The sequence below is a fragment of the Paraburkholderia sp. EG286A genome (genome assembly GCF_040965375.1).
Taxonomy (GTDB): Bacteria; Pseudomonadota; Gammaproteobacteria; order Burkholderiales; family Burkholderiaceae; genus Paraburkholderia.
Genome location: NZ_JBFRCB010000008.1, coordinates 166,746 through 191,306, shown reverse-complemented (window position 1 = coordinate 191,306; position 24,561 = coordinate 166,746). Strand labels below are relative to the sequence as shown.

Genomic DNA, 24,561 nt, shown 5'->3' with positions numbered 1-24,561 from the left:
CCGGCGTCGCTGCCGGTTTTCGTCAGCGCGAATTTTCCCTGGAATAAATTTGCCGGGCAAGCATTTCTTTAGCGCGATTCGGCGAGGTAGCGGGCTTCGCCTTCTTCGGCATCCGATGTCATGTCGACGCGATTGCGCCCCGCCGCCTTCGCGACATAGAGCGCAGCGTCGGCGCGCACCATCGCGCTCTCCAGCGTATCGCCCGGCACGAACCTGCCGACGCCCGCGCTGAGGGTGCAGCGCACCCCTTCGGCAGACGATCGTTCGACAGCGAGCCGCAGCGTATTCGTCAACGTCGCTGCGTCGTGCTTTTGCGCGTAGGCAAAGAGGATCGCGAACTCTTCGCCACCCAGCCGCCCGAACAGATCGCATGACCTCAATTGCGCGGAGACGACCGAGGCGACGTGCGCCAGGATGCGATCGCCGACCGCATGGCCGAAGCCGTCGTTGACGGCCTTGAAGTTATCGATGTCGAGAATCGCGATCGACAACGGATCGCCCTTCTCCCGCGCCTGCGCAAGCAGCACCTGCGCCCTGGCGATGAACGCACGGCGCGTGAGCGCGCCCGTCAGTTCGTCGATCGTCGCGAGCTTTTCCATGCGCCCAAGGATCCGGTCGTGAGCGAGCATCACCATGCCGATCGACATGCAGGGCAACGTGACGATCGCAAGGCCGAGCAGCGCCACGTTCCAGGGCGACGGCTGCACGAACGTAAGCGACGGCACGGCCCCGGAGACGATCGCAGCGATGCGCGCGACATACACGAGCGCACCGACCCCGGCGGCCACGGCGATCAGCCGGCATGCGTAGCGCGTACCCTCGCGCGAGGCGTGCCGCAGCACCAGCGTACCGATCGCGAGCCGCCCATAGATGAGGCCCAGCGAGACGAGCACGCCTCGCGCGCCGACACTGGGCGACACCCACATGAAATAGACCAGCGCAGCGCAGATCATGACCAGCGCCGCCGATTCCGTGTGCCACACGGCGCGCATGCCGAAGAACTGGCGCGTGCCCTGCACGAGCAGCACGACCGCGCCCAGGGTCGCGACCGACGTCGCGACGATCGTGATCGCGCCAGCACCCGGGCCGGCGAGCACGATCCAGGTGGAGGCCGTGGCCACCAGCGCATAGCCCAGACACCAGCGGCCTACGCCCGGCACGGCGGTTCGGATCAGCGAGCCCAGGATGGCGACGCTCATCAGGCAAGATACGATCAAGATCCCGAATAGAGCGAAGGCGCTGAGCATGAGAACGGGCCGGGCAACGAAAGGAGAGAGTCAGGACGCGTGAGGCGGCACTCGACCGGTGAAAGCAGATTGAAAAGAATTTCGGCCGCGTGTGGCGCATATTGCTTGAGCGTCGGGGACGTATCGTATCGCAGGTTTGGCCTGAATCCATGCAATCCGGATCGAGCTGGTCGGCCGGCACGAATCCCGCGAACGATCGACGCTACACTAGGCGGCACTCGCGGACTCGACGATCGAGGTACTTGCCATGCCAGCACCTGACGCCAGGCGCTCAATGCGACTTGTCTGCACCTTGCTTTGCATGCTGTTCTGGCTAGGCGGCTGCGCGGGGTTGATGGGAGACCCGCTGCGGGTCAACGTGGCGGGGCTCGAGCCGCTACAGGGCGAAGGCATGGAGATGCGCTTCAACGTGAAGCTGCGCATCCAGAATCCCAACGACACACCGGTCGAATTTAGCGGCGTGTCATTGCAACTGGACCTGAACGGTCAATCGTTTGCCAGCGGCGTGAGCGATCAAGGCGGCGTCGTGCCGCGCTTCGGTGAAGCCGTGATCGTCGTGCCGCTGACCGTGCCGGCCTTCGCCGCCGTGCGCCAGGCTTTCGCCTTTGCGGGCAGCGCACAGACCGGCAACGTTCCCTACGAAATACGCGGACGCCTGGCCGGCGGCATCGGCGGCGGCACGCGCTTCGTCGATCACGGCAAGCTGTCGCTGCCGACGCAGGGGCTGCTCGGCCCGTGAACGGCGCCAGCGCTCCGGCCGGGTATACCGCGGCTTGCCGCGGCGCTCAGGCGTTAGCTCCCTCGACGCCGAGCGCCGGACGCGCTTCGTCCGGCGGAAAGATGTACCAGCTGCCGTCGTCGTGACGGAAGAAGAATATGCCCGATTCGCCCACGGCGCCGACCGCGCTGACGTAGACGCACGAGCGGTGCTTCCTTGCACCCTGCGCGACACGCGTGACGTGCACGCGCGTGTCCGGCCGCAAGAAAAGCCATTTATCGGCCATGGCTCGCAATGATCGTGATTTCCCTCGCATCGTCGTTTCCCTCCCAGCTCACCCCGATGTTCCAACCCCGGCATCCCCGCTTATCCGGTGCATCGGGCATGCCGGCATGGTCAGACAATCGGCCTTATCGGATACCTTTAAATTCGCATCGCATGTTCCTGCGGCACCCACCTGGCGGGCTCGTTGCAAACGCAACTGGATATAACCCTATTTACAAGCCGGCAACACACGGCTCTGACAAAGCCGCATAGAATATGCGGATTGCCGGTACTGGGCGCCCCCGTACAGAACCACTATGACGACGCGAGACGCAGATCCGTTAATGAATCCGGCCCCGGCGGTCAGCACCGACCCCGCAACGCTGATCGCCCTGCTCAACGAAGATCTCTCCGCGAGCCGATCGTTGCACGAACTTTCGCTCCACCTGCTGGTGGAGCATCAGCCGGCGGCGCTGTATAGCCGTATCGTCGAGGCGGCCCGGCAACTCCTCTGCTCCGATTTCGCGAGCCTGCAAATGCTCTCTGGCGAGGAGCACGGCCGCCAGCGGCTCGACCTCATCGCGCATTGCGGCTTCACGCTGGCCGCGGCCGAACACTGGCGCATCGTCCAGATCGACTCGACCACGAGCTGCGGCGCCGCCTGGGCGCGGGGCGAGCGCGTGATCGTCCCCGACGCGGAAGCCTGGCCTGAGTTTGTCGGCACCGCCGACCTCGACGTCTACCGCGAGACAGGCATCCGGAGCATGCAGACCACGCCGCTGCGCGCCCGCGACGGCAAGCTGATCGGCATGCTTTCCACGCATTGGGCCGTGCCCTGGCGGCCCACCGAGCGGCAGCTTCAGCTCTTCGACATCCTTGCGAACCAGGCGGCCAGTCTCATCGAGCGCACCAGAGCCGAGGCGCTGCTGCGCGAGCGCGAAGCGAAGCTCGCCCACGTCGACCGCATGAAGGATCACTTTCTCGCGACGCTCGCGCATGAGCTGCGCAATCCGCTCGCGCCCATCCGCAATGGCCTGCAGATCCTGCGCGCGAGCCCCGACCCGGCCGGCGGCAAACACGTGCTCGACATGCTCGACCGCCAGCTCGGTCATCTCGTGCGGCTCGTCGACGACCTGATGGAAGTGGCGCGCATCAACAGCGGTGCGATTGCGCTGCGCCGGCGCCGCATCGATATCCATACCGTGCTGGAAACCGCGCTCGACCTGAGCCGGCCGGCCATCGAGAAGGCGCGGCATGCGCTGGCGGTGAGCAAAGCAGACTCGCCACTGCATCTGCACGGCGACGACGTGCGGCTCGCCCAGGTGTTCGCCAATCTGCTCAACAACTCGGCGAAATACACGCCCGCGGGCGGCCGCATCGAGATTGCCGTGGAATGCGACCTGAACCGTGTGGTCGTCACGGTCACCGACAACGGCATGGGCTTCACGCCAGAGGAGTCGTCCCTGCTCTTCACGCTGTTCGGACGCCTGCAGCCCGAGCGGCACATGGACGGACTCGGCGTGGGGCTCGCGTTGTCGAAGAAGCTCGTCGAACTCCATGGCGGCACGATCTCGGCAACCAGCGAAGGCAGGAACCTCGGAAGCCGCTTCGTCGTTTCACTGCCCGTCGACCACGCCTTCGAGCCGGCCACGCCCATTAACGGAGCCGCCGCCGTCGCCCGGCTCGACGGCACCAAGGTGTTGATCGTCGACGATAACCGCGACGCCGCGGACAGCCTCGGCGAACTGCTTGGCGTACTCGGCTGCGAGTGTGCCGTGTTCTACGACGGGGAAACGGCGCTCGCTGCGCTGGAACGGTCCACGCCGGCGATCGCATTCGTCGATCTCGACATGCCGGGCATCGACGGCTGCGAGTTCGCGCAGCGGGTACGCGCACGCGCAGGCTTGTGCGATCTGTGCCTTGTCGCGCTGACCGGCTGGGCGCAAGCCGGCGACGTGCTGCGCAGCGCGCAGGCCGGCTTCGACCGGCATCTCGTCAAACCCATCGGCCTCGATCAGCTCACCGCCGCGCTCACGCTTGCGCGCGAGCGCTGATTCGCCTTTGCTTCATCGATCGCCGTGCTGCGGGCATTCGCGTTGCTCCACTGTGTTTGCGCAAGTGGAGCGCGCATATTCAATGACCCACCCTGAGCACACAGGAGCACGATCATGGACACGAGACACGCACACGCCGTCGCGAACGAGGTCGCAGGAGAAGCGCAGCACCTGGCCGGCCACCTGCTGGGCGACCCCGCCATGGGCCTAGCCGGCAAGGCAAAGATGATATATGGCAAGTCCCAGCAGGCCCTGAACAATGCCGCCGACGCCACACGCGACAACGTCGCCGACAAGCCGATGACCGCGCTCGGGCTCGCCGCCGCCGTCGGCTTCGCGCTCGGCGCGGCATGGGCCTTGAACCGCAACAAATCGGAAGTCTGAGCATCAGTCCCGGCGCGGGAACGCTTTATGCGCGTGGTCCTGAAACTGCCTCACTGATGCGAATCGTGTGTCATCGCGAGGCGTAGTCAGGAGCCCCGCCCATGACGATCGGCTGTCCCGAATGCGGCGCCCTCGAGGACATCCCTCCGCTCGGCCCGCGCATGCTCGCGCGCTGCAGGATCTGCCACTACCCGCTGGAGCGGCGCAGCGGGCGCAGCATCACCGCTTCGCTCGCCTGCGCCATCACGACATTCGTCCTGCTGTTCCCCGCCAACCTCGCCCCGCTGATGACGGTGCACATGCTCGGCGCCGATCGTTCCTCCGTTCTCGCGTCGGGCATCGTGTCGATCTGGCGCGACGGCTGGCTCGCGCTCGCGCTGTTGCTCGGCGCGTTCGGCATCGTGCTGCCGTTCGTGCGCTTCGGCGTGCTCATGATCGTGCTGGGACTGGTCCGCTTCGGCGTGCGATTCAGGCATATCGGCACGCTCTTTCGCTGGTCCATCGCGCTCGACATCTGGGCCATGCCCGACGTGTATCTCGTGGGCTGCCTCGTCGGCTATGCGCGCGTCACGCAAAACCTCACCGGAACGATCGGGGCGGGCGGCTACTGTTTCATCCTCGCCGCGCTCATGTCGATGCTCACGCGCGCCTCGCTCGATCGCCGCACTGTCTGGCGCGCCATCGTCCCCGACCAGCAAGCGCCGCACGGGGACGGCGCGCTGTCCTGCCCCGTTTGCGACCTCGTCGTGCCCATTGCGCATGAGGGCCGGCCGTGCCCGCGCTGCGGTCTGAAACTGCGCACGCGCAAGCCCGACGCCGTGGTGCGCGCAGCCGCGCTCACGCTCGCGGCGCTCGTGCTCACCGTGCCCGCCAACCTCTATCCGATGACCATGTCACGGCAGCTCGGACGTTACGACTCGCACCGCATCATCGACGGCGTTTATCAGCTCTTCCACGTCGGGTTATGGCCATTCGGCATCCTGATCATCTGCACGAGCATCGTGATTCCCCTTGCGAAGCTCGGCGGCATGCTGTGGTTCATCACCTCGGTCCTGCGCCATTCGCGCCGGCACCTGCGCGCCAAGGCCCATCTCTACCGCTGGATCGACGAACTGGGCCGCTGGTCGAACGTCGACGTCTTCACGATCGCGGCCTTCGTGCCGCTGATCCACTTCGACGGCGTGGCGGTGGCGAGACCCGCCATCGGCGCGACGGCGTTCGCGCTCGTCGTCTTCTTCACGATGATGGCTTCGCGCAGCTTCGACCCGCGCATGATGTGGGACGTGCATACGCGGAGAAAGCCATGAGCGGCCCGCATCGCCACCGCACGCAGGCCGAAGTGCGGCGCAGCGCCTGGCCCGGCTGGATCTGGGCCGTGCCGATCGCCGCCATCGGCGCGACGGGCTGGCTCGGCCTGCGCGCGCTCATCCATGACGGCGAGACCGTTGTCGTGACGTTCGACAACGCCTACGGCATGAAGCCCGACGACACGATCGTCACGCTGCGCGGCGTGAAGGTGGGCGCCGTCGCGGACGTGTCGCTCTCGCCCGATGGTAAGCATGTCGAAACAAAGCTGCGGATCGACCGGGCGGAGAATCCGTATTTGCGCTCGGGCACGCGGTTCTACCTGCGCGGCGCAAAGGTGGATTTGAGCGACCCTCCCTCGCTGAAGGCCATGCTTTCGGGGCCCGAGATCGTCATGGAGCCGGGTCCCGGCAAACATGCCGACCACTTCGACGGCAGCGATCGCCGGCCTCCGCTCGCACCCGAACACGGCCCGATGGTGACCTATGCGGTGCGCTTCGACGGCGCGGTCGGCAACCTGGAGACCGGCTCGGAGGTGGATCTGCGCGGCTTTCCCGTGGGCACCGTCACGAGCGTGCACCTGAGCTACGACGCGCGCACGGGCGCGCTGAGCACGCCCGTTCAACTCGCGCTGGACCCGTCGCAGCTCGGCATCGTCGGCGCGCCGCCGCCCGCGGACGGCAACTGGCGGCCGCTCGTCGACGGCATGCTCGATCACCTCGTCGCCGACGGGCTGCGCGCGCGCCTTTCGCAGGACCCGCCGCTCGTCGGGCCGCGCAAGGTCAATCTCGACTTCGTTGCGGGCGCGGCGGGCGCGACGCTCACCGCCGACAACGGGCTTCCCGTGATCCCGAGCGTCGCCCCTGCCGATTTCGACACCATGACCTCGCGCGCCAGCGACGTGATCGCGAAGATCGACGACCTGCCCATCAAGCAAACGGGCGACGAAGTGCGCAGCATTGCGGCGCACGTGAACGCCATCAGCTCGTCGCCGCAGATCCGCGACAGCCTGAAGCACATCGACCGCTCGGTGGCGCAAATCGATCAGACGCTCGCGCAGGTGTCGCCCCAGATCGGCCCGCTCGTCGCGCAGCTGCGCGAGACGGCGAACGAAGCCGATCGCACCGTCGCAGCGGCCAATCGCACGCTGGGCGCCGACGCATCGAGCCAGAACGACCTGCCCGCCGCGCTGCGCGAGCTGACCGATACCGCGCGCTCGGTGCGCGCGCTCGCCGACTATCTCGACCGGCACCCCGAAGCGCTGCTGCACGGCAAGGCGCAGGAGGAGAGCCAATGATGTGCCGCCATGCGAGCCGGGCCGAATGCGCAGCGGCTTCGATCGCGCGACTGCTGCGTGTGGCCGTGCTCGCGGGCATCGGCGTCGGCATCGCCGGATGTGGCCACAGTCCGCCCACGCGTTACGTCACACTCAACGCGACGCCTGCGCAAGCGCCGCTTGCCACCGCCGCCATGGCGCCGGTGCAACTGAGCGCCGTGCATATTCCCGCCGTGCTCGACCGGCCCGAAGTGGTGACCCATGTCGCGCCCAACCGGCTCGCAGTCGACGACAACGACCGCTGGGGCGCGCCGCTCGCGCAGATGATGCGCAGCACGCTCGCGCAAGACCTGCTGCCGCGCCTGCCGGCCGGCGCATTCGTTTTTCCGGACGCGCCCGCGCCCGCCGGCACGCGCACGCTCGTCGTCACGGTGCTCGACTGCAACGCGAGCGCGGGCGGCACGCTCACGCTGCAAGTGGCGTGGACGCTCCTGGCGGGACAGCCCGCGCGCACCACGCTTTCCCAGCAGGCGGCGCTGAGCGCGCCGGTCGAGGGCCACGATGCGACCGCGCAAGCCGCTGCGCTCAGTCGCGTGCTCGGCGAACTCGCCGACCGGATCGCGGCATCGATCGCCGTGCGCTGACACGGCGATCGACGGCACCGATGGCTCACCCCGCGGCGCTAATTTCCCGTCTGGAATCCTAACGACACCGCCTTCGCGCGCAGGTCCGCGAAGCGGTCCACGTTCGGGTTGGTCGCAAGCTGCGACTGATCGATCGACGACACCGGATTCGACGACGACGTTCCAGGCGTCCCCGAGCACTCCCCGCCGAACGTGCCCTGGGCAATCGTGAACGCCGGCGCGTCGGTGCGCGGCGCATCGGTGAAATCGAGCGCATAGGCGAGATTGAAGGTTGCCGAATCACTGCCGCGCACGCCGAGCGGCTGCAAGCCGAAGCGCCATTGCAGCAGTGCGTGAATCGAACTCGGGTCGAACGGGTAGCGCGTGACCGTGCCCGCGCGAACGCGCGGCCCCAGGAGCGCGAGCGGCACGCGAAACCCCAGCTTGCCGTCGTTGCCGAGCGCGAGTTCGTTCTTGCTGATCGGCCTCGTGGGCGGCACCACGTGCTCGAGAAAGCCGCCCCATTCGTCGTATACGACGATCATCAGCGTGCGGTTCCAGGTCGGGCTCGTGCGCAGCGCCTCGTACACCTGGCCGAGAAACGCCTCGCCGTTGCGAATGTCCGCGTGCGGATGATCGTCCGCGGAAGTGCCTTGCGGCTCGCCCGCGAAGGCCGGATCGACCATGCAGAACGGCGGCAGCGTGCCTGCCTCGGCACGCGCGACGAAATCCGCAAACGGACGCGAAATGCCGACATAGCGTGTGCCGTAGAGCGCCGTGAACGGCACGTCGTGATAGTAGTAGTTGCAGCCGATATTCGCGTCGCTGAGCCGGTCCCAGATCGTGGGGAGCGTCGCATTGTCGATACCGTCGTCGAGGCGGTCCGTTGCGCCGCTGTGCAGGTAAAGGCGGTTGGGAAACGTGCTGGTGAGGATGCCGCTGAAGTAGAAGTCGCCGATCGTGTAGCTGCTCGCCACGGCGTCGAAGAACTGCACATCGGCCGACGTGTAATAACCGATGGGCAGCAAGTCGCCCTGATGCAGGCTCGTGCCCGGCGTGAGGAGAAAGCCGTTCATCTCGCCCGAAGCCAGTTGCGTGCGCGCGCCGTCGTAGCTGTGATTGGGGTCCTGGTACGCGCACGCCTGATAGCCATAGGCGGCGTTCGCCGCGAGCGAAAACGGCGTTTGCGTCGCGCCGAACGCGTCCTTGAACTGGCGGTTCGCGGGCATGCCTTCGGCGCCCGGCACCCAGCCGAGGAAGTGGTCGAAGGAACGATTTTCCATCGTAACCAGCACGATGAAATCGATGCGCGAACTTGCGGGATTCGGCAACGCCGGACGCGGCAAGCGAGAACGGTCGGCGCCGTCCGGCGAGGGAACGTCGCCGATCGATGGTGCGGGCGCGTCACTGTCCTGGCCGCCCGGGTCGTCACCGCCGCCGCCTCCACAGCCCGATAGCGCAACACTGCCGGCAACCGCCGCTACGCCGGCGAGAAAACGGCGCCGGTCGTATCCGTGATGCGGGCTATTCTCGTCTCCCATGACACGTCTCCTGGTTGGATGCGGCGCTGGCAATCCGCCCATGCCTCGCTGCCGCGAAGCGAAACGCGCTCGCGACGGCGAGCAGCGGACGGCCCTTGCCCGCAAGCGTCGCGCCCGCTGTGGTGCAGTCAGGACAAGCCCGGAGTGTTGCGATGGGAGAAGAAGACGAGAGAGGTCAGCATGCGCGCGGCGGTGTCACGACTGCTCGATCAACGCCTTGATGCGTTCGGCCTGCCCGGCATCGACCGGGTTGTAGACGATCATGTGCAGGTCGGGCCGGCCATCGACGGAAAACGCCGACTGCTCCAGCGCGATCAGACCCAGCGTGGGATGGTGCAGGCGCTTCACGTGGTCGGCTTCCGCATGCGCGAGCACTTCGTTCTCGCGCCACAGCGCGTCGAACTCGGGGCTCACGCTGCACAATTCGTCGACGAGTTCGCCAACGGCCGAAACGAGACCCGCGCGTGCCACGTCGGCCCGGAACGCGCCCACCACGAAGCGGGCCACGCTGTCCCAGTCGTGCTGCTTGGCGCGCACGTCCGGGTTGCAGAACAGGAAGCGCAGAATGTTGCGCTGGCCGGGCGGCAGCTTGCCGTAGTCGGTCAGCACGATGGCCGCGGCGCGATTCCAGGCCACGACTTCCCAGGTGGCCGTCTTGACGATGGCCGGGCTGAAGCGCAGCGAGTCGAGCAGGCGTTGCAGACGCGGGTTGACCCCGTCCACGGGCTTGTAGCGCACTTCGGGCGGCCGCCCGAGCCCCAGCATGAAGAGGTGTTCGCGCTCGGGATCGGTGAGCATCAGCGCGCTGCAGATGCGTTCGAGCACCTCCGGCGAAGGCGCGCCGCCACGCCCCTGTTCGAGCCACGTGTACCAGGTCGGACTGATACTGGCCCGCTGCGCCACTTCTTCGCGACGCAACCCCGGCGTGCGCCTGCGACCGCTAAAACCGAAGCTCGCGGGGTCGAGCCGCGTACGGCAGCGCTTCAGGAAGTCGCCGAGCGAGCCCGCCGAGTGGATCGGAATGGAAAGCCTGTTAGTCATCTTAATATGATGAACTCACTACTTTAACGGTATAGAGAATTTGGAGATAGTACGCCAGTCATGACCCAGGAGAGATGACCATGCGTATTTTTCTGACCGGCGCGACCGGCTTTATCGGCTCGGCGCTCGTTCCGGAACTCATTGAAGCCGGTCACGAAGTGACCGGCATGACCCGCTCCGAAGCGGGCGCACAGGCGCTCGCCAGGGCGGGCGCACGCGTGCATCGCGGCACGCTCGAGGAACCGGCAAGCCTGCGCAGCGGCGCGGAGCAAGCGGACGCCGTGATCCACACGGCCTTCGACCACGACTTCTCGCGCTTCGTCGAAAACTGCGAAAAGGACAAGCGCGCCATCGCGGCGCTCGGCGCCGCGCTCGCCGGCTCCGATCGTCCGTTGCTGATCACGTCCGGCACGGGCATCGGCAATGCCCGGCAAGGCGAACCGGCAAGCGAGGATGTCTTCAATCCGGGCCATCCCAACCCGCGCATCGCCTCCGAGCTGGCCGGGCAGGCACTGCTGGAACAAGGGCTCAACGTGGGCGCGGTGCGGCTGCCCCAGGTCCACAACCCGTTCCGGCAGGGCCTCATTACCCCGCTCGTGGCTATCGCCCGCGAAAAAGGTGTTTGCGCCTACGTGGGCGACGGCCAGAACCGCTGGCCGGCCGGCCATCTCTCCGACGTCGTGCGCCTTTATCGGCTCGCGGTGGAAAAAGGTCAGCCGGGCGCACGCTACAACGCGGTCGGCGAAGAAGGTGTGACGAGTCGCGACATCGCCGAAGCGCTGGGCCGCGGGCTCGGCCTGCCCGCCGTGTCGATTGCGCCGGAAGACGCGGCCGCGCATTTCGGCTGGATGGGGATGTTCGTCGGCCTGGACATGCCCGCTTCGAGCGCGCTCACCCAGGCGCGGCTCGGCTGGCGCCCGACGGGTCCCTCGCTGATTGCCGATCTGAACGAAGCGCGCTTTGCGGAGGTGGGCGCGTCAAATTGATCCGATAGCGATCCTGAATATCCTCACCTCACCGTCTCGTGGTCGCTAGCGGCCGCGAGACAGCCCCGCGCTCGACGAGGTCATCGCCGCGCTCACGCGGGGTCGCGTCGCGCGCCCTGCGCGCGCAATGCCTCGGCGAACCGGCCCGGCTCCCAGTCCTCGCGCAGCGCGCGCTGCATGAGTGCCTGCTGGCTTTCCGGCGCGAGGCCTCCTAGAGGCGGGTCGCGGTCGAGATTGGTGGGAAACGGATAGCCCTCGGCGCACGACGCGATGACCGCCACCGTCGCGAGGTCGATCGCATCGCTCGGGCCCTTCCTGCGCCGCTCGCGCAGCACGGGATAGATCGCCTCGCACATGCTCGTGCGGTCGAGCGCTTCCATGGCGCGCCCCATCGCCGATGAAACCTGCAGCAGGTTCGCCATGCGCTGCACGTCGGCGGTGCGGTTCGCGCCCGCGGCATGAAACAGCGCGGGATTGAAGAACAAGGCGTCGCCTTTGGCAAGCGGCAACTGCACGCAATGCGCTTCGAAATACGCGCGGAAATCGGCGCGCCGCCACGCAAGATAGCCCTCGGCATAGCGTTGCGAGTACGGCAGGAGTTTCGTCGGCCCGCGCTCGACCGGCATGTCGCTGTGCGCCACCGCCCCCTGGAGCGTGAGGAAAGCGGAGATGTGATGCACGTGCGCCGGATAGCGCTGCGCCTCCTCGATCGTCTGGAATCCCAGGTGATAGTCGCGATGCGCTTCCTGCGCCGCACCGCCCGGACGCACCACGTTGACCTGCGAGGTCATCTGATAGCACGGTCCGAGCCACGCCTCGCACACGGCCATGAGCGACAGATTCGCGAAGTAGTCGACGAACACGGCGGGCGCTTCGAGGCAGAGCTTCTGTTGCGCATTCCAGATGCGGTCGTTTGCGCCCGCCTTCGCAAAATGGTCCGCACCGCTCGTACCCTCCTCACGCTCTGCCCGGATGATGGATTCGAACACCGCGGTCGCATCGTCCACGGGCTGCGTGTTGGCGTAAGCGCGTTCGAGCACCAGTACGCCAGCGCCGTCGCGCAGCACATACGCCCATTCCGCCTGCAATTGCGCGCGCTGCGCTACGTCGTGCAGCGCGCCGTCGAGCGCCGCGCAGTCGTACACGGGAATGCGCTGCCTCACCTCGCAGGCGTAACGCGGCGGGCTGCCGTCGTCGCGTAGACGCTCCACGAAGGCGTCCAGCGAGCATTCGCGTTCGACATACCATTGCCGCCCCAAATCCGCCACCGGTGTTTCGTGCTGGTCCATGCGTCTGCCTCCGTGTTGGGTCAAGGATAACGTCGGCACCGGGCGCCGTGGATACCAAAAATCCATCAAGAACGCATCAGGAAGGCGGCGCCGCGGCTGCGTGCGCCACGTCACTCCAGCGGAAAGCCATCCTTGAACGTCTGCCGCAGGAACTCCGTAAAGTGCTTGACCGCTCGCGGCACCTGCGCCCCATACGGCCGCACGACGTGCAATTGCGAAGCGAACGCGCCCACGGGCCGCCAGTTGGGCAGCAGCACGACGAGCTTGCCGGCCTGCAGCGCGGCCTGCGCGCTGAAATCGGGCAACAGCGCGATGCCGAGATGCTCCAGCGCCGCGTCGCGCAACGCTTCGCTGTTGTTCGCCGAGAACGGGCCGTTCACCGTCACCGTCTCGCGCGCGCCTTCGGCGCGGCGGCCGGCTTTCTCGAACGACCACACCCCCGCGCCCAGCGGGCGCGGATAGAACAGACAGTCGTGCTGCGCCAGATCGGCCGGCGTTTGCGGCGTGCCGCGCTGCTTGAGGTAAGGTCGCGTGGCGACGATGACCGAGCGCGTGTCGCAGAGCTTCCAGGCCACGTGGGTTTCCGGCACCTGCGCGCTATGGCGAATCGCAAGATCGAACCCTTCGGTCGCGATCGAGCTGAGCCGGTCGGAAAGCTCCAGCTGCACGCGCACTTCGGGATGCGTGCGCGAAAACTGCGCGAGACGCGGCACCAGTTGCTGGCGCGCGAAGGCCACGGGCGCGGTGACGCGCACCGTGCCGCGCGCGACATCGGCCATCTCGCGCACGCTCGCAAAACTCGCGGCAATGCTGTCGAACTGTGCGCGCGTGTCCTCCACGAGCCGCAGCCCCGCCTCCGTGAAGCGCACGCTGCGCGTGGTGCGCTGCACAAGCGGCACGCCCGCCACGCGCTCCAGTTCGGCAATGCGCTGGCTCACCGCCGCCTTGCTTACGCCCAGGCGCGTCGCCGCCGCGGTATAGCTGCCCTGGGTGGCCAGCACATTGAGCCAGTGCAAATGCGTCCAGAGTGCTTCGACTCGCTGTGTATCCATCGATAAAAGTCCGCGTCAAAACTCGTGATTCCCGCGCCGATACTAGCATGCCGCTCGCGCACTTTTCACAGACCGCGTGAGCGATTGTTCACAGCTGAAAACAATCAATTCAGCGCCAGTGTCTTTCCTCGCCCCCGCACCCTCCGTAGACTGGCGGTACGCACTCACCTAACGAGGAGATGACATGCAGCCCTATACCGATTCCGCAGACGTAGTCCACTTCATCGGCGGCAAGACCGAGCGTGGCACGGGCGACCGCACGCAAGCGATCTTCAACCCCGCGACCGGCGCCGCCGCGCGCCGCCTCGTGCTGGGCGAAGTTGCCGACGTGGACGCCGCCGTGGCGAGCGCGAAAGCCGCGTTCCCGAAGTGGCGCGACACGCCGCCGATTCGCCGCGCACGCGTCATGCTGCGTTTTCTCGAACTGATGAATCGCCACGCGGACGAACTCGCGGCGATCATCACGGCCGAGCACGGCAAGGTCTTCTCCGACGCGCAGGGCGAAGTGGCGCGCGGCATCGACGTGATCGAATTCGCCTGCGGCATTCCGCAACTGCTCAAGGGCGACTACACCGAGCAGGTTTCCACGGGCATGGACAACTGGACCGTGCGCCAGCCGCTGGGCGTGGTGGCCGGCATCACGCCGTTCAACTTCCCCTGCATGGTGCCGTGCTGGATGTTCCCGGTGGCGCTCGCAGCCGGCTGCACATTCATCCTCAAGCCTAGCGAGCGCGACCCTTCGGCTTCGCTGTTCATGGCGCGTCTGCTCAAGGAAGCCGGCCTGCCCGACGGCGTGTTCAACGTCGTGCAAGGCGACAAGGTCGTGGTCGACGCCCTGCTCGCGCACCGCGACGTGAAGGCCGTGAGCTTCGTGGGCTCCACGCCGATCGCGAACTACATCTACGAGACCGGTGCGAAGCACGGCAAGCGCGTGCAGGCGCTCGGCGGCGCCAAGAACCATATGGTCGTGATGCCCGACGCGGACCTCGACAAGACCGTCGACGCCCTGATCGGTGCAGGCTATGGCTCGGCCGGCGAGCGCTGCATGGCGATCTCGGTGGCGGTGCTGGTGGGCGACGTGGCCGACAAGATCGTGCCGCGCCTCGCCGAGCGCGCACGCAGCCTGATCGTGAAGAACGGCATGGAAGCCGACGCGGAAATGGGCCCGATCGTCACGAAGCAGGCGCTCGAGCGCATCGAAGGCTATATCGCGAGCGGCGTGGAAGAAGGCGCGACGCTCGTGGTGGACGGGCGCGGCCTCAAGGTGCCGGGCCACGAAGCAGGCTTCTTCACCGGCGGCACGCTGTTCGACAACGTCACGCCCGAGATGCGCATCTACAAGGAAGAGATCTTCGGACCGGTGCTCGCCTGCGTGCGCGTGAAGGACTTCGCTGAGGCCGTGCAATTGATCAACGATCACGAGTTCGGTAACGGCGTCGCCTGCTTCACGAGCGACGGCCACGTGGCGCGCGAGTTCGGCCGCCAGATCGAAGTGGGCATGGTGGGCATCAACGTGCCGATTCCGGTGCCGATGGCATGGCACGGCTTTGGCGGCTGGAAGCGCAGCCTCTTTGGCGACATGCACGCGTATGGCGAAGAAGGTGTGCGCTTTTATACGAAGCAGAAGTCGATCATGCAACGCTGGCCGGAAAGCACCGAAAAGGGTGCGGAGTTTTCGATGCCGGTGGCGAAGTAACGGTTGCTGGTAAAGAAAAAAGCCCACTTCGCGTGGGCTTTTTTTATGGTTCATCGCGGGCGGCGTTACATCTGCCCCCGCCGAGAGCAGATCTGGGCGATGCGCGAGATCGCGGACGGTTCCCTCGCACCGGGCATATTCTGCAGGATGCACTCATGGTATGCCTTCTCGCGCGGCAACAGCATTTCGCCGTTCCGGTACAGCGCATAGCACGAGCGCTGGATATAGTTCGATGCCATCTCATTACGGGCGTCGCGCAAGCCAGCCAGCATGCAGTCATCATAGGATGACTGACCATAGGCCAGCGCGGCATGCGCGGTCAGGAGACCCAGCACGCCAATCGCAGTGCGCAGGGCGGCGCTCCATCTGCCATTCTTTACCATGACGTTCCTTATTATGCTTCTCGTCTGTCTGCGTGAGTTTGCGTGGCGTGGACACTGGCCTCGCAGTCGCAGCAGTGTAGCAAAGGACGTCATTTATGCTTCGATGGCGGTCTCACCTGTGAGGCGGAGTTGAACTCACGACTATTCCCGGGCGGGCGACCTGCGCCGCTGTCGCCAATTGGCGTTCCTCAGCCGTTGCGACATCGAGCGCTGCGCCGATTCGTGCTGCAATACGACAACGCCGCGCGCGGGTTTTCGAATGCCGGCGAATCAACAAAACGGACGGAGACGCCCCATGACGGACACCGCATCGCCGCGCCGCAAACGCACGGCGCGTTTCGTGGAGATTGCCGCAGCCGCGGGCGTGAGCCCCGCCACGGTGGACCGCGTGCTCAACGAACGCGGCAGCGTGTCCGCCGCGATGCGCGCGCGGGTCGTCGCGGCCGCCCGCCAGCTCGGCGTGCCGCGCGTATTACCCGAAACGCATCACGGGCTCGTGCATATCGACGTTCTGCTGCCGCAAAACAGCACGCCGTTTTTCCAGCGGCTGACGCTGGGACTCGAGCGCTCCATGCAGATGCTCGACCGGCGCATCGTGCTGCACCGGCAGTTCCTCCCCGAAGCCGACGACGCCGTCATCACCCGCGCCATCCTGCAGCCGAACTACAAGCGCGCGGGCCTGATCGTCACCACGCACGACACGGAGGCGGTGCGCGACGCGCTGCGCACCGTGATCGACCAGGGCGAGGCCGTGGTGACCATGGTCACCGACATCGACGGGGTCGAGCGCGTGCATTACGCGGGCATCGACAACCGGCTTGCGGGCCGCACGGCGGGCTATTTCGTCGGGCGCCTCGCAAAAGCGCCGGGCCGCGTGCTGCTGATCTGCTCGCGCAAGGACTATCACGCGCATATCGAACGGATCAGCGGGTGCCGCGAACAGCTGGCCGAATCGTTTCCACACCTCGTCTGCGACGAAGAGGCAGTGGAAACGCTCGACGACGTGGACCAGTGCCATCGCGCGGTGCTCAAGTCGCTCGAGCGCGGCGGCGTGGTCGGCATCTACAACAGCGGCTATGCGTCGGCAGGAATCGAGGCCGCGTTGCGCAAGGTGGGCGCGACGGGAAAGATCGTGTGGGCAGGCCATGAAATGCTCGACCTGCATCGCCAGTACATCGAGCAAGGAACGATGGATATCGCCATCGACCAGGACCCGGACGGTCAGGTCATTTCAGCGTTGCAGCACGCGCTCAACGCATGCGGCGTGCTCGAAACACCCGCGCCGCCGGGGCCGGTGGAGTTCCGGATTTTTTGCTCGGCGAATGTGCGGCGCAATCCGTATCTGGGCGTGGGGAATTGAGTGACTGGCTTCACGCCGCGGCACTGTCGCGCGCGGATTCCTCTTCGACCGCTTGCCACAACTCGCGAATCCAGTCGCGCATGAGCAGCGATTCGCGCCAGCGGTCCGTCGTGTCGTTGCCATCCGGCCCGATGATCGCGTAAGGCTGCGGCCCCAGTTCGCAGGTGAACGCGAGCGTGTCGTCCGCGCCCGCGCGCTTGCGCCACGAATGAAAGCCGTAGCGCCACCAGTCGAGAAAGAGATCCACCCATTTGCGATGCGGCGCGAACGACAGCTCGATCTGCACCTGCTCGCGGCTCGCCACGCGGCCATGAAACGCCCACGATGCGTCGAGTATGCGATGCATGAGCGCGTGATTCTGCGGCGAAACCGGCCACGCGAACTCGCGCCCCACCAGGTAGTGCGAAATGTCGCCGAGCAGCTTGAGGTCCGGGCGCGCATCGAGCAGATCGAGCGTGAAATACAGATCCGTCGTCATGCGGTCGCGATGCGTTTCGATGTAGACCGGGATCTCCACCTGCTCGGCCAGCCGCTGCCAGCCGTCCAGCAACGCGAGCGCCTCGCGCTGCGTGCGCGGGCGCACGTCGGGCTGCAGGTCGACGTGGTGCAGGCCGAATTCGGTTGCGAGTTCGAGCACCGGTTGCAGGTCGTCGACGGTCGTCGGGAAGCATTGGCCTTCCGCCGCCAGCCCGTAGGTCTTGCGCAGTTCCGCGAGCCGCTTCACGTCCTCGCGCTGCGTGCAGTGCGCGCTCACGCCGTCGAAGCCCGCCTCGGCGATCATCCGCACGTTTTGTTCGAGCGTGCGCTCGTAGCCGTCGGTATGGCGGCGTTCCATCGACCAGAGCGACTGGAACACCAGGAGTCGTTGCGCCATCATGTCTCCGTTTTTCGTCTCAAAGCAGGCTCTTGAGCTTGACCTCGGGGTTGGCCAACGCCGATGGCAACGCCTCGGGCGCGATCGAAACGCCGCGCTCCACCAGCATGCGCGCGAGCTTCATCTCTTTGGCGAGCGCACTGGTGGGTCCGAAGCCGCTCGCGCCAACGAGCCGCGCGTCGTTGTCCAGTTCGAAATGGATCTCGGCATCGCTGCCGATCGAGCGCACGATCGAACTCACGCCAAGCGCGGGCTCGCCCGCCACCTGCAGCTGGTGGTCGTACTGATCGGACCAGAACCAGGGAAGCTCGCGATACGCGTCGTGTGCGCCGAGCATGTTGTGCGCCGCCACGCGTGCCTGGGTTTCCGCGTTGTGCCAGGTTTCCTGGCGAATGCGATGCGAACCGAAGCGGCTCGGAAACAGCGCGACGTCGCCGGCGGCATAGACGCCGCGCGCCGAGGTGGCGAGTGCCTCGTCCACGACGATCCCGCGCTCGACTTCGATCCCCGCCTCACGGGCAAGCGCATCGGCAGGCTCGATGCCTATGCCGACGATCACCGTATCGGCGCGCAGCGTCTCGCCGTTTTCCAGCAGCACGTCGAGCGTGCCGTCGCTCAGCGGCTCGAACGCCTGCGGCGCGCAGTTCAGCAGAATGCGCACGCCGTTGCGTTCGTGCAGCGCATGCGCGCGCGCCGCGATCACGGCGGGCACGGCGCGGCCCATCAGCCGCGCGCCGCCTTCGATGAGCGTGACGTCGCAGCCACGCGCGCGCGCCGAGGCCGCGACTTCGAGGCCGATGAAGCCGCCGCCCACCACGACGATGCTCGACCCCGGCGCGAGCCGCGGCCCGATGGCCGCCGCATCGTCGAGCGTGCGCAGGCTAAGCACGCCCGCGAGCGTCGCGCCGGGAAGGGTCAGCCGTCTCGCGTGGCCGCCGGTGGCCAGCAGCAGCGCTTCGTAGGCCAGGGTCGCGCCGTCGCCCAGTTGCAGCGTGCGCGCCACGGGATCGATCGCCTGCACGGTCGCGACGATGTGCTCGACGCCATCCTCGCGCCACGCCTCGGCTGGCCGCAGGCCGCATTGCGCGGGATTGCGCTCGCCCGTCAGGAGGGCTTTGGAAAGCGGCGGCCGCTCGTACGGCAGATGCGGCTCAGCGCCGATCAGCGCAATGCGCCCGCGCCACCCTGCTACGCGCAACGTCTGGGCCGCGCGGCCGCCGACATGGCCCGCCCCGACGATCGCCATCACCCGTTCCGTGGCCGTCATTTCGTGTCCCCCTGGGCTTTTACGCCGATTTCGTCCGCCGCCGATGGCGACGTCCTCCTGGGTTCAAACATAAGCGGCGCGCCTGTCGCGCTCAACGGAAACCTTGATGAAATTTCGTCAACTTTCGTCCAGGTCGATGAGGTCCATCGGGTTCATAGGGTCTTGTTCAGTGCCGAGCATGCGCGAAATATCCGCGACGAGCGCATCCACCGCCACGCGCACCTTCGACGGCATGTGCCGCGCCTTCTGCCGCACGACGTGAACTTCGTCGCCCATCACGCTCTTGCTGTCCATGACGAGTTCGAGCCGACCGTCGCTCAGATACGGGCTCATGAGCCAGCACGGCAACCACGCGAGACCGGCGCCGGCGGCGGCCGCGTCGGCGATCGCCAGCAGGTCGTCGAAGCACAGCCGCGACGCGAGCCGGCACTCCTCGACTGCGCCGCCGGGGCCGCGCACGCGCCACGCCGGGCTCTGTCCCGCGCGGCCATAGGCGATGCCGGTGTGCGTGGCGAGCGCCGCGACGTCCGCGGGCTTGCCGTGCTGCGCGAGATACGCCGGCGACGCGCAGATGCCCATGCGCTGCACCCCGAGCCGGCGCGCGACGAGCGTGCCGTGGTCGGGCAGCGTGCCGATGCGCACGGCCAGATCGAAGCCGTCCTCGACGAGATCGGCCACGCGGTCGCTGAACGAGAGTTCGACATTGAGACGCGGATGCGCCTCGACGAGCCGCCGCACCACGGGCGCCACGCACTGGCGCCCGAACAGCACCGGCGCGCTGATCCGCAGGCGCCCCGCCGGCTCGCGCCGTCCGTGATCGAACGCGGCTTCCACGGCGCTCAGCTCGCCCAGCACGCGGCGGCACTGTTCGTAGTAGGCGTGGCCTTCGTCGGTGAGGCTCAAGCTGCGCGTGGTCCGCTGCAGCAGGCGCACGCCCAGGCGCTGTTCGAGCCGCGCGACGATCTTCGCGACCGCCGAGCGCGTCACGCCAAGGCGCTCGCCCGCGGCGGAGAAGCTGCCCGCGTCCACCACGTCCACGAATTCGGCCACGCCGCTCAGGCGGTCGTTCATATCCCCACTCCTTTTGTATCCTTTACGGCGACAACCAAGCTCCGGAATCTCGCCAATGTCGCCTCGCAAGCAACACTATCATAGGTGTTCCCACTCGTACTGGAGCAGTCATGAACGCATGGAAACTGAAGGCCGGCAGCGGCCATGGGGCACTCTCGCGCGCCGACTTCGCGCCGCGCACGCCCGGCCCGCATGACGTGGTCGTGAAGATTCACGCGGCGTCGCTCAACTATCGCGATCTGATGTTCGCGCGCGGCGATTACCTCGGTCTTGGCGACACGCCGCTCGTGCCGGTCGCCGACGGCGCGGGCGAAGTGGTCGAAGTCGGCGCGGCCGTCACGCGCTTCAAACCCGGCGACCGCGTGATCAACACCTACTTCCCGCATTGGGTGGACGGCCCGCCCACGCCGTCGAAAGTGCGCGAGACGCCTGGTGCGCAATTCGACGGCGTGCTCGCCGAACGCTTCGTCGCCGCGGAAACTTCGCTCGTTGCGATTCCCGCGCACCTGAACTACGAGGAAGCCGCGACGATCTCGTGCGCCGGCATCACCGCCTGGAACGCAATCTTCGCCGATGGCGGCGCACGGCCCGGCGCGACCGTGGTGCTGCTCGGCACCGGCGGCGTGTCGATCTGGGCGTTGCAACTCGCCCATGCGGCGGGCTTGCGGACCATCATCACGTCGTCGAGCGACGAGAAGCTCGAACGCGCCCGCACGCTAGGCGCGAGCGAGACGATCAACTATCGTTCGCATCCCGAATGGCAGGACGAAGTGCTGCGACTCACGGGCGGCGAAGGTGCGGATATCGTCGTGGAAGTGGGCGGACGCGATACGCTGCCGCGCTCGGTGGCGGCCGCGAAGATGGGCGGGCTCGTGACGATCATCGGCGGCGTGACGAGTTTCGCGGGCCCCGAACTGGGGCTGCTTGCGGTGATCGGCGGAATCAAACGTCTGCACGGCATCATGGTCGGCAGCCGCACGATGCTCGACGACCTCACGCGTTTCGTCGCCGCCCAGCAGATTCGCCCCGTGGTGGATCGCGTGTTCGCTTTCGACGAAGCGCCCGAAGCTTATGCATGGCTGGAAGCCGGCAAGCATTTCGGCAAGGTGGTGATACGCGTGGCCTGACGGCACGTATGCAGAAAAGCGAAGCGGGCACCTGGCGTGCCCGCTTCGCTTTTGGGTGTGCCGGTCGCTTTAGAAAACCGGATGCCCGTTGATCACGCTGGGCAGCCACGTCGAGAAGAACGGAAAGTAGGTGACCAGATTGATCGCGCTAAAGATCGCGAGATAGTACGGCCACGCGACCTTGGTCGTCTCCCCGATCGACACGTCGCCGATTGCACAGCCGATGAACTGCACCGAGCCGATTGGCGGATGCACGAGGCCGAGTGCGCAGTTCAGCAGGATCATGATGCCGAACTGCACCGGGCCCACGCCGCTATGCATGGCGAGCGGCAGGAACAGCGGCGTCGTGATGAGGATGTGCGCCGCCATGTCGATGAACGTGCCCAGAAACACCTGGATGATGTTGATGTAGAGAAGCATCAGCCAGGGTAGCGTCGTGGCATGTTCGAGCACGCGCTCGATGGCCTCCGGAATCTCCAGATACGCCATCTGATAGCGCAGCATGTTCGACACCGCGATCAGCAGCAGCACGACGCCCGTCGTCTTGGCCGCGCGCGAGAGGGCGAAGAACAGCTTCTCCTTCGTCATCGAGCGATACACGACCACGGTGAGCGCGAGCGAATACACCACGGCAATCGCGGCCGCTTCGGTTGCGGTCGCAATGCCCCGTGCCACGCAGAACAGAATGATCGCGATCACGAGCAGCCCGGGCAGCGCGCCGAGGAACGCCCGCACCACGGCGAGCCAGCCGGGAAACACCTGCAGCCTGGTCGAACCGTCCGCGCTGCGCGGATAGCCGAAGCGGCGCGCCTGCCAGTACGCGGCAACCAGCACGAAGCCCATGACCCACAACACCGGCAGCAGGCCCGAGAACAGCAGGTCGCCAATCGACACGCCGCTCATCTGCTGGCCGTTCAGCGTGCCCGTGATGCCTTGCGCCGCGAACGCGTAGATGATCATGTTCGTCGAGGTGGGCATCAACGCGCCCGCCAGCGACGAGTGCGTCGTCACGTTGACGGCGTAGGCCGCGCTATAGCCCTCGCGCTTCATGAGCGGAATGACCACGCCGCCCATGGCCGACGTGTCGGCGGAAGGCGACCCGGAAACGCCGCCGAACAACGTGCAGGCGACGACATTGGCCATGCCGAGACCGCCGCGAAAATGCCCCACGGTGGCCTGGGCGAAGCGCAGGATGCGGTCGGCAATGCCGCCGTGCAGCATCAGCTCACCGGAGAAGATGAAGAACGGCACCGCGAGAAACGAAAACGCGTTCATGCCCGAGATCATCGACTGCATGGCAGTCGCGGCCGGCAGTCCTTCGTAAAGGTACGTGCTGACGCAGGCGAGACCGAGGGAGAAAGATACCGGCACCCCAACGGCGAGGAGCACCAAAAAACTGAGCGAAAGAATTGCGAGTTCCATGTTTTCCCTACTTTGCCTTGCGTACGAACAGCGCCAGCAGATGCTCGAGTGAGAACAGCACGATGCAGGTGCCGGCTACGACCGGAATGACATAGCGCACCGCTTCCGGTATGCCGAGAATCGCGATGTGGTCGTCCATGGTCGTGTCCGCCATTTGCAGGCAGCCGAAGAAAATCGCCACGCCAAGCGCGATCAGGCAGAGGTGCTGGAACGCCTCCGCGATCAACTGCCCCCGCGGGGACAGCTTCTTGACTAGCGAATCGAGACCGATATGGCCGCGCTCACGCACCTTGAGCGCGGCGCCGAACATGGCGATCGTGACCACCAGCAGCAACGCGACCGGCTCGACGAAATCGGGTGCGCTCTCGAACACGTAGCGCATGATCACGCCGTAGAAGACGAGCACCGTCAGCGCGGCGAGCGCGACCGAGGCAACGATCGTCAGCAGGCGAAACAGCAAATCGTTGGGGAGTTTCAGGAAAGTCATGATCCATCCTTGCACGGCACACACGACATAACTGCGTTGCTTCGGCTCCGCGCCGCTCGCGACGCGGAGCCCCGGGCTTTAGTGAATCGCCTGGATTTCGTCCACGATCTTCTTCATGTCGGCCGTCTTTTCATACTTCGTCCAGACCGGCTGCATGGCCTTCACGAAGGCCGCGCGATCGACCTGCGCGGCCGGAATGATGGTCGCGCCGCCCTTCTCCACGGTCTTGCCCGCCGTATCTTCGCGCGCCGTCCAGAGCTTCACGTAGTACGGCACCGAGTCGGCGGCCGCCTTCTTGATGATCTCCTGCTCCTGCGGCGTGAGCGTGTCCCACACCTTCTTCGAGAACACGAGCACTTCCGGCGTCATCGCGTGATCGGTCTCGGAGTACACCTGCGCCACTTCGTAGTGCCTGGTTTCCTCGTACGACGGCAGGTTGTTTTCCGCTGCGTCCACGAGGCCCGTCTTCAGGCCCGTATAGACTTCGGCGAACGGCATCGGCGTGGGCGTGCCGCCCATCGCCTTGATTTCGTCGACCATGAGGTCGGACGGCTGCACACGCACCTTCAGGCCTTTCATGTCGGCCGGCGACTTGATCGGACGCTTCGCGTAGATCGAGCGCGCGCCGCTCTCGTAGAACGTCAGCGCGATCATGCCCTTGGCCTTGAACGCGTCGAGAATCTTCTGGCCTTCGGGGCCGTACATCACCTTGCGGAAATGGTCGATGTCGCGAAAGAGGAACGGCAGCGAGGGAATCATCGATTCCGGCACGATCTCGTTGAACGCGGCGCCATTGGCGCGCACCATGTCGAGCGCGCCGATGCGCACCTGATCGATCGTGTCGTTCTCCGAACCGAGCGCGCTGTTGCCGAACACCTTGATGGAATCCTTGCCGCCCGTGGCCTGCGAAATTTCCTCGCCCATGTGCTTGAGCGCCATGTTGGTCGGGAAGGTGTCGCTGTGCACGTCGGCGACGCGGAACACGCGCGCGTGCGCGGCGCCTGCGGTGAGCGCGAGCGCCGCCGCCAGAACGGTCATTGCGGTGCGTGCGCTACGTGAGTTGCGAAAGGTCTTTTTCATCGCTTGCCCCAAGA

The 24,561-nt window shown here is 66.4% G+C and carries 23 protein-coding genes; 10 read left to right on the top strand and 13 right to left on the bottom strand.

Features of this window, described 5'->3' with window-relative positions; translation table 11 throughout:
• Nucleotides 1-68: 68 nt before the first annotated feature.
• Nucleotides 69-1,247 carry a diguanylate cyclase gene (locus tag AB4Y35_RS32880; RefSeq protein WP_368707705.1) on the bottom strand — a complete coding sequence of 393 codons (1,179 nt, stop codon included), beginning with the start codon at nucleotides 1,245-1,247 and terminating at the stop codon, nucleotides 69-71.
• 274 nt (nucleotides 1,248-1,521) lie between these two features.
• Between AB4Y35_RS32880 and AB4Y35_RS32875 the strand changes: the two genes are divergently transcribed.
• Nucleotides 1,522-1,986 carry an LEA type 2 family protein gene (locus AB4Y35_RS32875; protein WP_368707704.1) on the top strand — a complete coding sequence of 155 codons (465 nt, stop codon included), beginning with the start codon at nucleotides 1,522-1,524 and terminating at the stop codon, nucleotides 1,984-1,986.
• Nucleotides 1,987-2,032: 46 nt separating this feature from the next.
• On the opposite strand, the gene AB4Y35_RS32870 is transcribed toward AB4Y35_RS32875, so the two are convergent.
• Nucleotides 2,033-2,251 carry a hypothetical protein gene (locus AB4Y35_RS32870; RefSeq protein ID WP_368707703.1) on the bottom strand — a complete coding sequence of 73 codons (219 nt, stop codon included), beginning with the start codon at nucleotides 2,249-2,251 and terminating at the stop codon, nucleotides 2,033-2,035.
• A 322-nt stretch (nucleotides 2,252-2,573) separates the two neighbouring features.
• Here AB4Y35_RS32870 and AB4Y35_RS32865 point away from each other — a divergent pair, with 322 nt between their 5' ends.
• From AB4Y35_RS32865 to AB4Y35_RS32845, 5 genes are all read left to right on the top strand, one after another.
• Nucleotides 2,574-4,283 (top strand): ATP-binding protein, encoded by a 1,710-nt coding sequence (locus AB4Y35_RS32865; protein WP_368707702.1) that lies wholly within the window; start codon nucleotides 2,574-2,576, stop codon nucleotides 4,281-4,283.
• A 114-nt stretch (nucleotides 4,284-4,397) separates the two neighbouring features.
• The gene (locus tag AB4Y35_RS32860; RefSeq protein ID WP_368707701.1) at nucleotides 4,398-4,667 is read left to right on the top strand and encodes a CsbD family protein; all 270 of its coding nucleotides are present in this window, start codon (nucleotides 4,398-4,400) and stop codon (nucleotides 4,665-4,667) included.
• Between the two features lie 101 nt (nucleotides 4,668-4,768).
• Nucleotides 4,769-5,974 carry a paraquat-inducible protein A gene (locus AB4Y35_RS32855; RefSeq protein ID WP_368707700.1) on the top strand — a complete coding sequence of 402 codons (1,206 nt, stop codon included), beginning with the start codon at nucleotides 4,769-4,771 and terminating at the stop codon, nucleotides 5,972-5,974.
• A complete protein-coding gene (locus AB4Y35_RS32850) occupies nucleotides 5,971-7,269 on the top strand; it encodes an MlaD family protein (protein WP_368707699.1) in 1,299 nt (432 codons plus the stop codon). Before AB4Y35_RS32855 ends, AB4Y35_RS32850 begins: the two co-directional genes overlap by 4 nt.
• Nucleotides 7,266-7,892, top strand: coding sequence for a membrane integrity-associated transporter subunit PqiC (locus AB4Y35_RS32845; RefSeq protein WP_368707698.1), 627 nt, complete (start codon nucleotides 7,266-7,268; stop codon nucleotides 7,890-7,892). Before AB4Y35_RS32850 ends, AB4Y35_RS32845 begins: the two co-directional genes overlap by 4 nt.
• A gap of 38 nt (nucleotides 7,893-7,930) precedes the next feature.
• On the opposite strand, the gene AB4Y35_RS32840 is transcribed toward AB4Y35_RS32845, so the two are convergent.
• Both AB4Y35_RS32840 and AB4Y35_RS32835 read right to left on the bottom strand, forming a co-directional pair.
• Nucleotides 7,931-9,412 (bottom strand): alkaline phosphatase family protein, encoded by a 1,482-nt coding sequence (locus tag AB4Y35_RS32840; protein ID WP_368707697.1) that lies wholly within the window; start codon nucleotides 9,410-9,412, stop codon nucleotides 7,931-7,933.
• 195 nt (nucleotides 9,413-9,607) lie between these two features.
• Entirely contained in the window at nucleotides 9,608-10,453 is an 846-nt protein-coding gene (locus AB4Y35_RS32835) for a helix-turn-helix transcriptional regulator (protein ID WP_368707696.1), read from the bottom strand.
• Nucleotides 10,454-10,533: 80 nt separating this feature from the next.
• On the opposite strand from AB4Y35_RS32835, the gene AB4Y35_RS32830 reads away from it, so the two are divergent.
• A complete protein-coding gene (locus AB4Y35_RS32830; RefSeq protein WP_368707695.1) occupies nucleotides 10,534-11,439 on the top strand; it encodes an SDR family oxidoreductase in 906 nt (301 codons plus the stop codon).
• 92 nt (nucleotides 11,440-11,531) lie between these two features.
• Here AB4Y35_RS32830 and AB4Y35_RS32825 read toward each other — a convergent pair whose 3' ends face one another.
• On the bottom strand, nucleotides 11,532-12,728 hold the full coding sequence (locus AB4Y35_RS32825; protein ID WP_368707694.1) for a phytanoyl-CoA dioxygenase family protein: 1,197 nt from the start codon (nucleotides 12,726-12,728) through the stop codon (nucleotides 11,532-11,534).
• Nucleotides 12,729-12,838: 110 nt separating this feature from the next.
• Entirely contained in the window at nucleotides 12,839-13,780 is a 942-nt protein-coding gene (locus tag AB4Y35_RS32820; protein WP_342925454.1) for a LysR family transcriptional regulator, read from the bottom strand.
• A gap of 184 nt (nucleotides 13,781-13,964) precedes the next feature.
• On the opposite strand from AB4Y35_RS32820, the gene AB4Y35_RS32815 reads away from it, so the two are divergent.
• Nucleotides 13,965-15,476, top strand: coding sequence for a CoA-acylating methylmalonate-semialdehyde dehydrogenase (locus tag AB4Y35_RS32815; protein ID WP_368707693.1), 1,512 nt, complete (start codon nucleotides 13,965-13,967; stop codon nucleotides 15,474-15,476).
• Nucleotides 15,477-15,541: 65 nt separating this feature from the next.
• Here AB4Y35_RS32815 and AB4Y35_RS32810 read toward each other — a convergent pair whose 3' ends face one another.
• Nucleotides 15,542-15,859, bottom strand: a complete 318-nt coding sequence (locus AB4Y35_RS32810) for a VF_A0006 family four-cysteine protein (RefSeq protein WP_368690709.1) — start codon at nucleotides 15,857-15,859, stop codon at nucleotides 15,542-15,544.
• A 295-nt stretch (nucleotides 15,860-16,154) separates the two neighbouring features.
• Here AB4Y35_RS32810 and AB4Y35_RS32805 point away from each other — a divergent pair, with 295 nt between their 5' ends.
• Nucleotides 16,155-17,219 (top strand): LacI family DNA-binding transcriptional regulator, encoded by a 1,065-nt coding sequence (locus AB4Y35_RS32805; RefSeq protein ID WP_368707692.1) that lies wholly within the window; start codon nucleotides 16,155-16,157, stop codon nucleotides 17,217-17,219.
• Between the two features lie 10 nt (nucleotides 17,220-17,229).
• On the opposite strand, the gene AB4Y35_RS32800 is transcribed toward AB4Y35_RS32805, so the two are convergent.
• From AB4Y35_RS32800 to AB4Y35_RS32790, 3 genes are all read right to left on the bottom strand, one after another.
• Entirely contained in the window at nucleotides 17,230-18,096 is an 867-nt protein-coding gene (locus tag AB4Y35_RS32800; RefSeq protein ID WP_368707691.1) for a sugar phosphate isomerase/epimerase family protein, read from the bottom strand.
• Nucleotides 18,097-18,112: 16 nt separating this feature from the next.
• A complete protein-coding gene (locus tag AB4Y35_RS32795) occupies nucleotides 18,113-19,360 on the bottom strand; it encodes an NAD(P)/FAD-dependent oxidoreductase (RefSeq protein WP_368707690.1) in 1,248 nt (415 codons plus the stop codon).
• A 117-nt stretch (nucleotides 19,361-19,477) separates the two neighbouring features.
• Nucleotides 19,478-20,431, bottom strand: a complete 954-nt coding sequence (locus AB4Y35_RS32790) for a LysR family transcriptional regulator (protein WP_368707689.1) — start codon at nucleotides 20,429-20,431, stop codon at nucleotides 19,478-19,480.
• Between the two features lie 110 nt (nucleotides 20,432-20,541).
• Here AB4Y35_RS32790 and AB4Y35_RS32785 point away from each other — a divergent pair, with 110 nt between their 5' ends.
• Nucleotides 20,542-21,558 (top strand): NAD(P)-dependent alcohol dehydrogenase, encoded by a 1,017-nt coding sequence (locus tag AB4Y35_RS32785; RefSeq protein ID WP_368707688.1) that lies wholly within the window; start codon nucleotides 20,542-20,544, stop codon nucleotides 21,556-21,558.
• Nucleotides 21,559-21,627: 69 nt separating this feature from the next.
• Here the strand turns inward: AB4Y35_RS32785 and AB4Y35_RS32780 are convergent, their stop codons facing one another.
• From AB4Y35_RS32780 to AB4Y35_RS32770, 3 genes are all read right to left on the bottom strand, one after another.
• Nucleotides 21,628-22,980, bottom strand: coding sequence for a TRAP transporter large permease (locus AB4Y35_RS32780; RefSeq protein ID WP_368690704.1), 1,353 nt, complete (start codon nucleotides 22,978-22,980; stop codon nucleotides 21,628-21,630).
• Between the two features lie 7 nt (nucleotides 22,981-22,987).
• The gene (locus tag AB4Y35_RS32775; RefSeq protein ID WP_368604437.1) at nucleotides 22,988-23,467 is read right to left on the bottom strand and encodes a TRAP transporter small permease; all 480 of its coding nucleotides are present in this window, start codon (nucleotides 23,465-23,467) and stop codon (nucleotides 22,988-22,990) included.
• Nucleotides 23,468-23,545: 78 nt separating this feature from the next.
• A complete protein-coding gene (locus AB4Y35_RS32770; RefSeq protein WP_368707687.1) occupies nucleotides 23,546-24,547 on the bottom strand; it encodes a TRAP transporter substrate-binding protein in 1,002 nt (333 codons plus the stop codon).
• Between the last annotated feature and the right edge of the window lie 14 nt (nucleotides 24,548-24,561).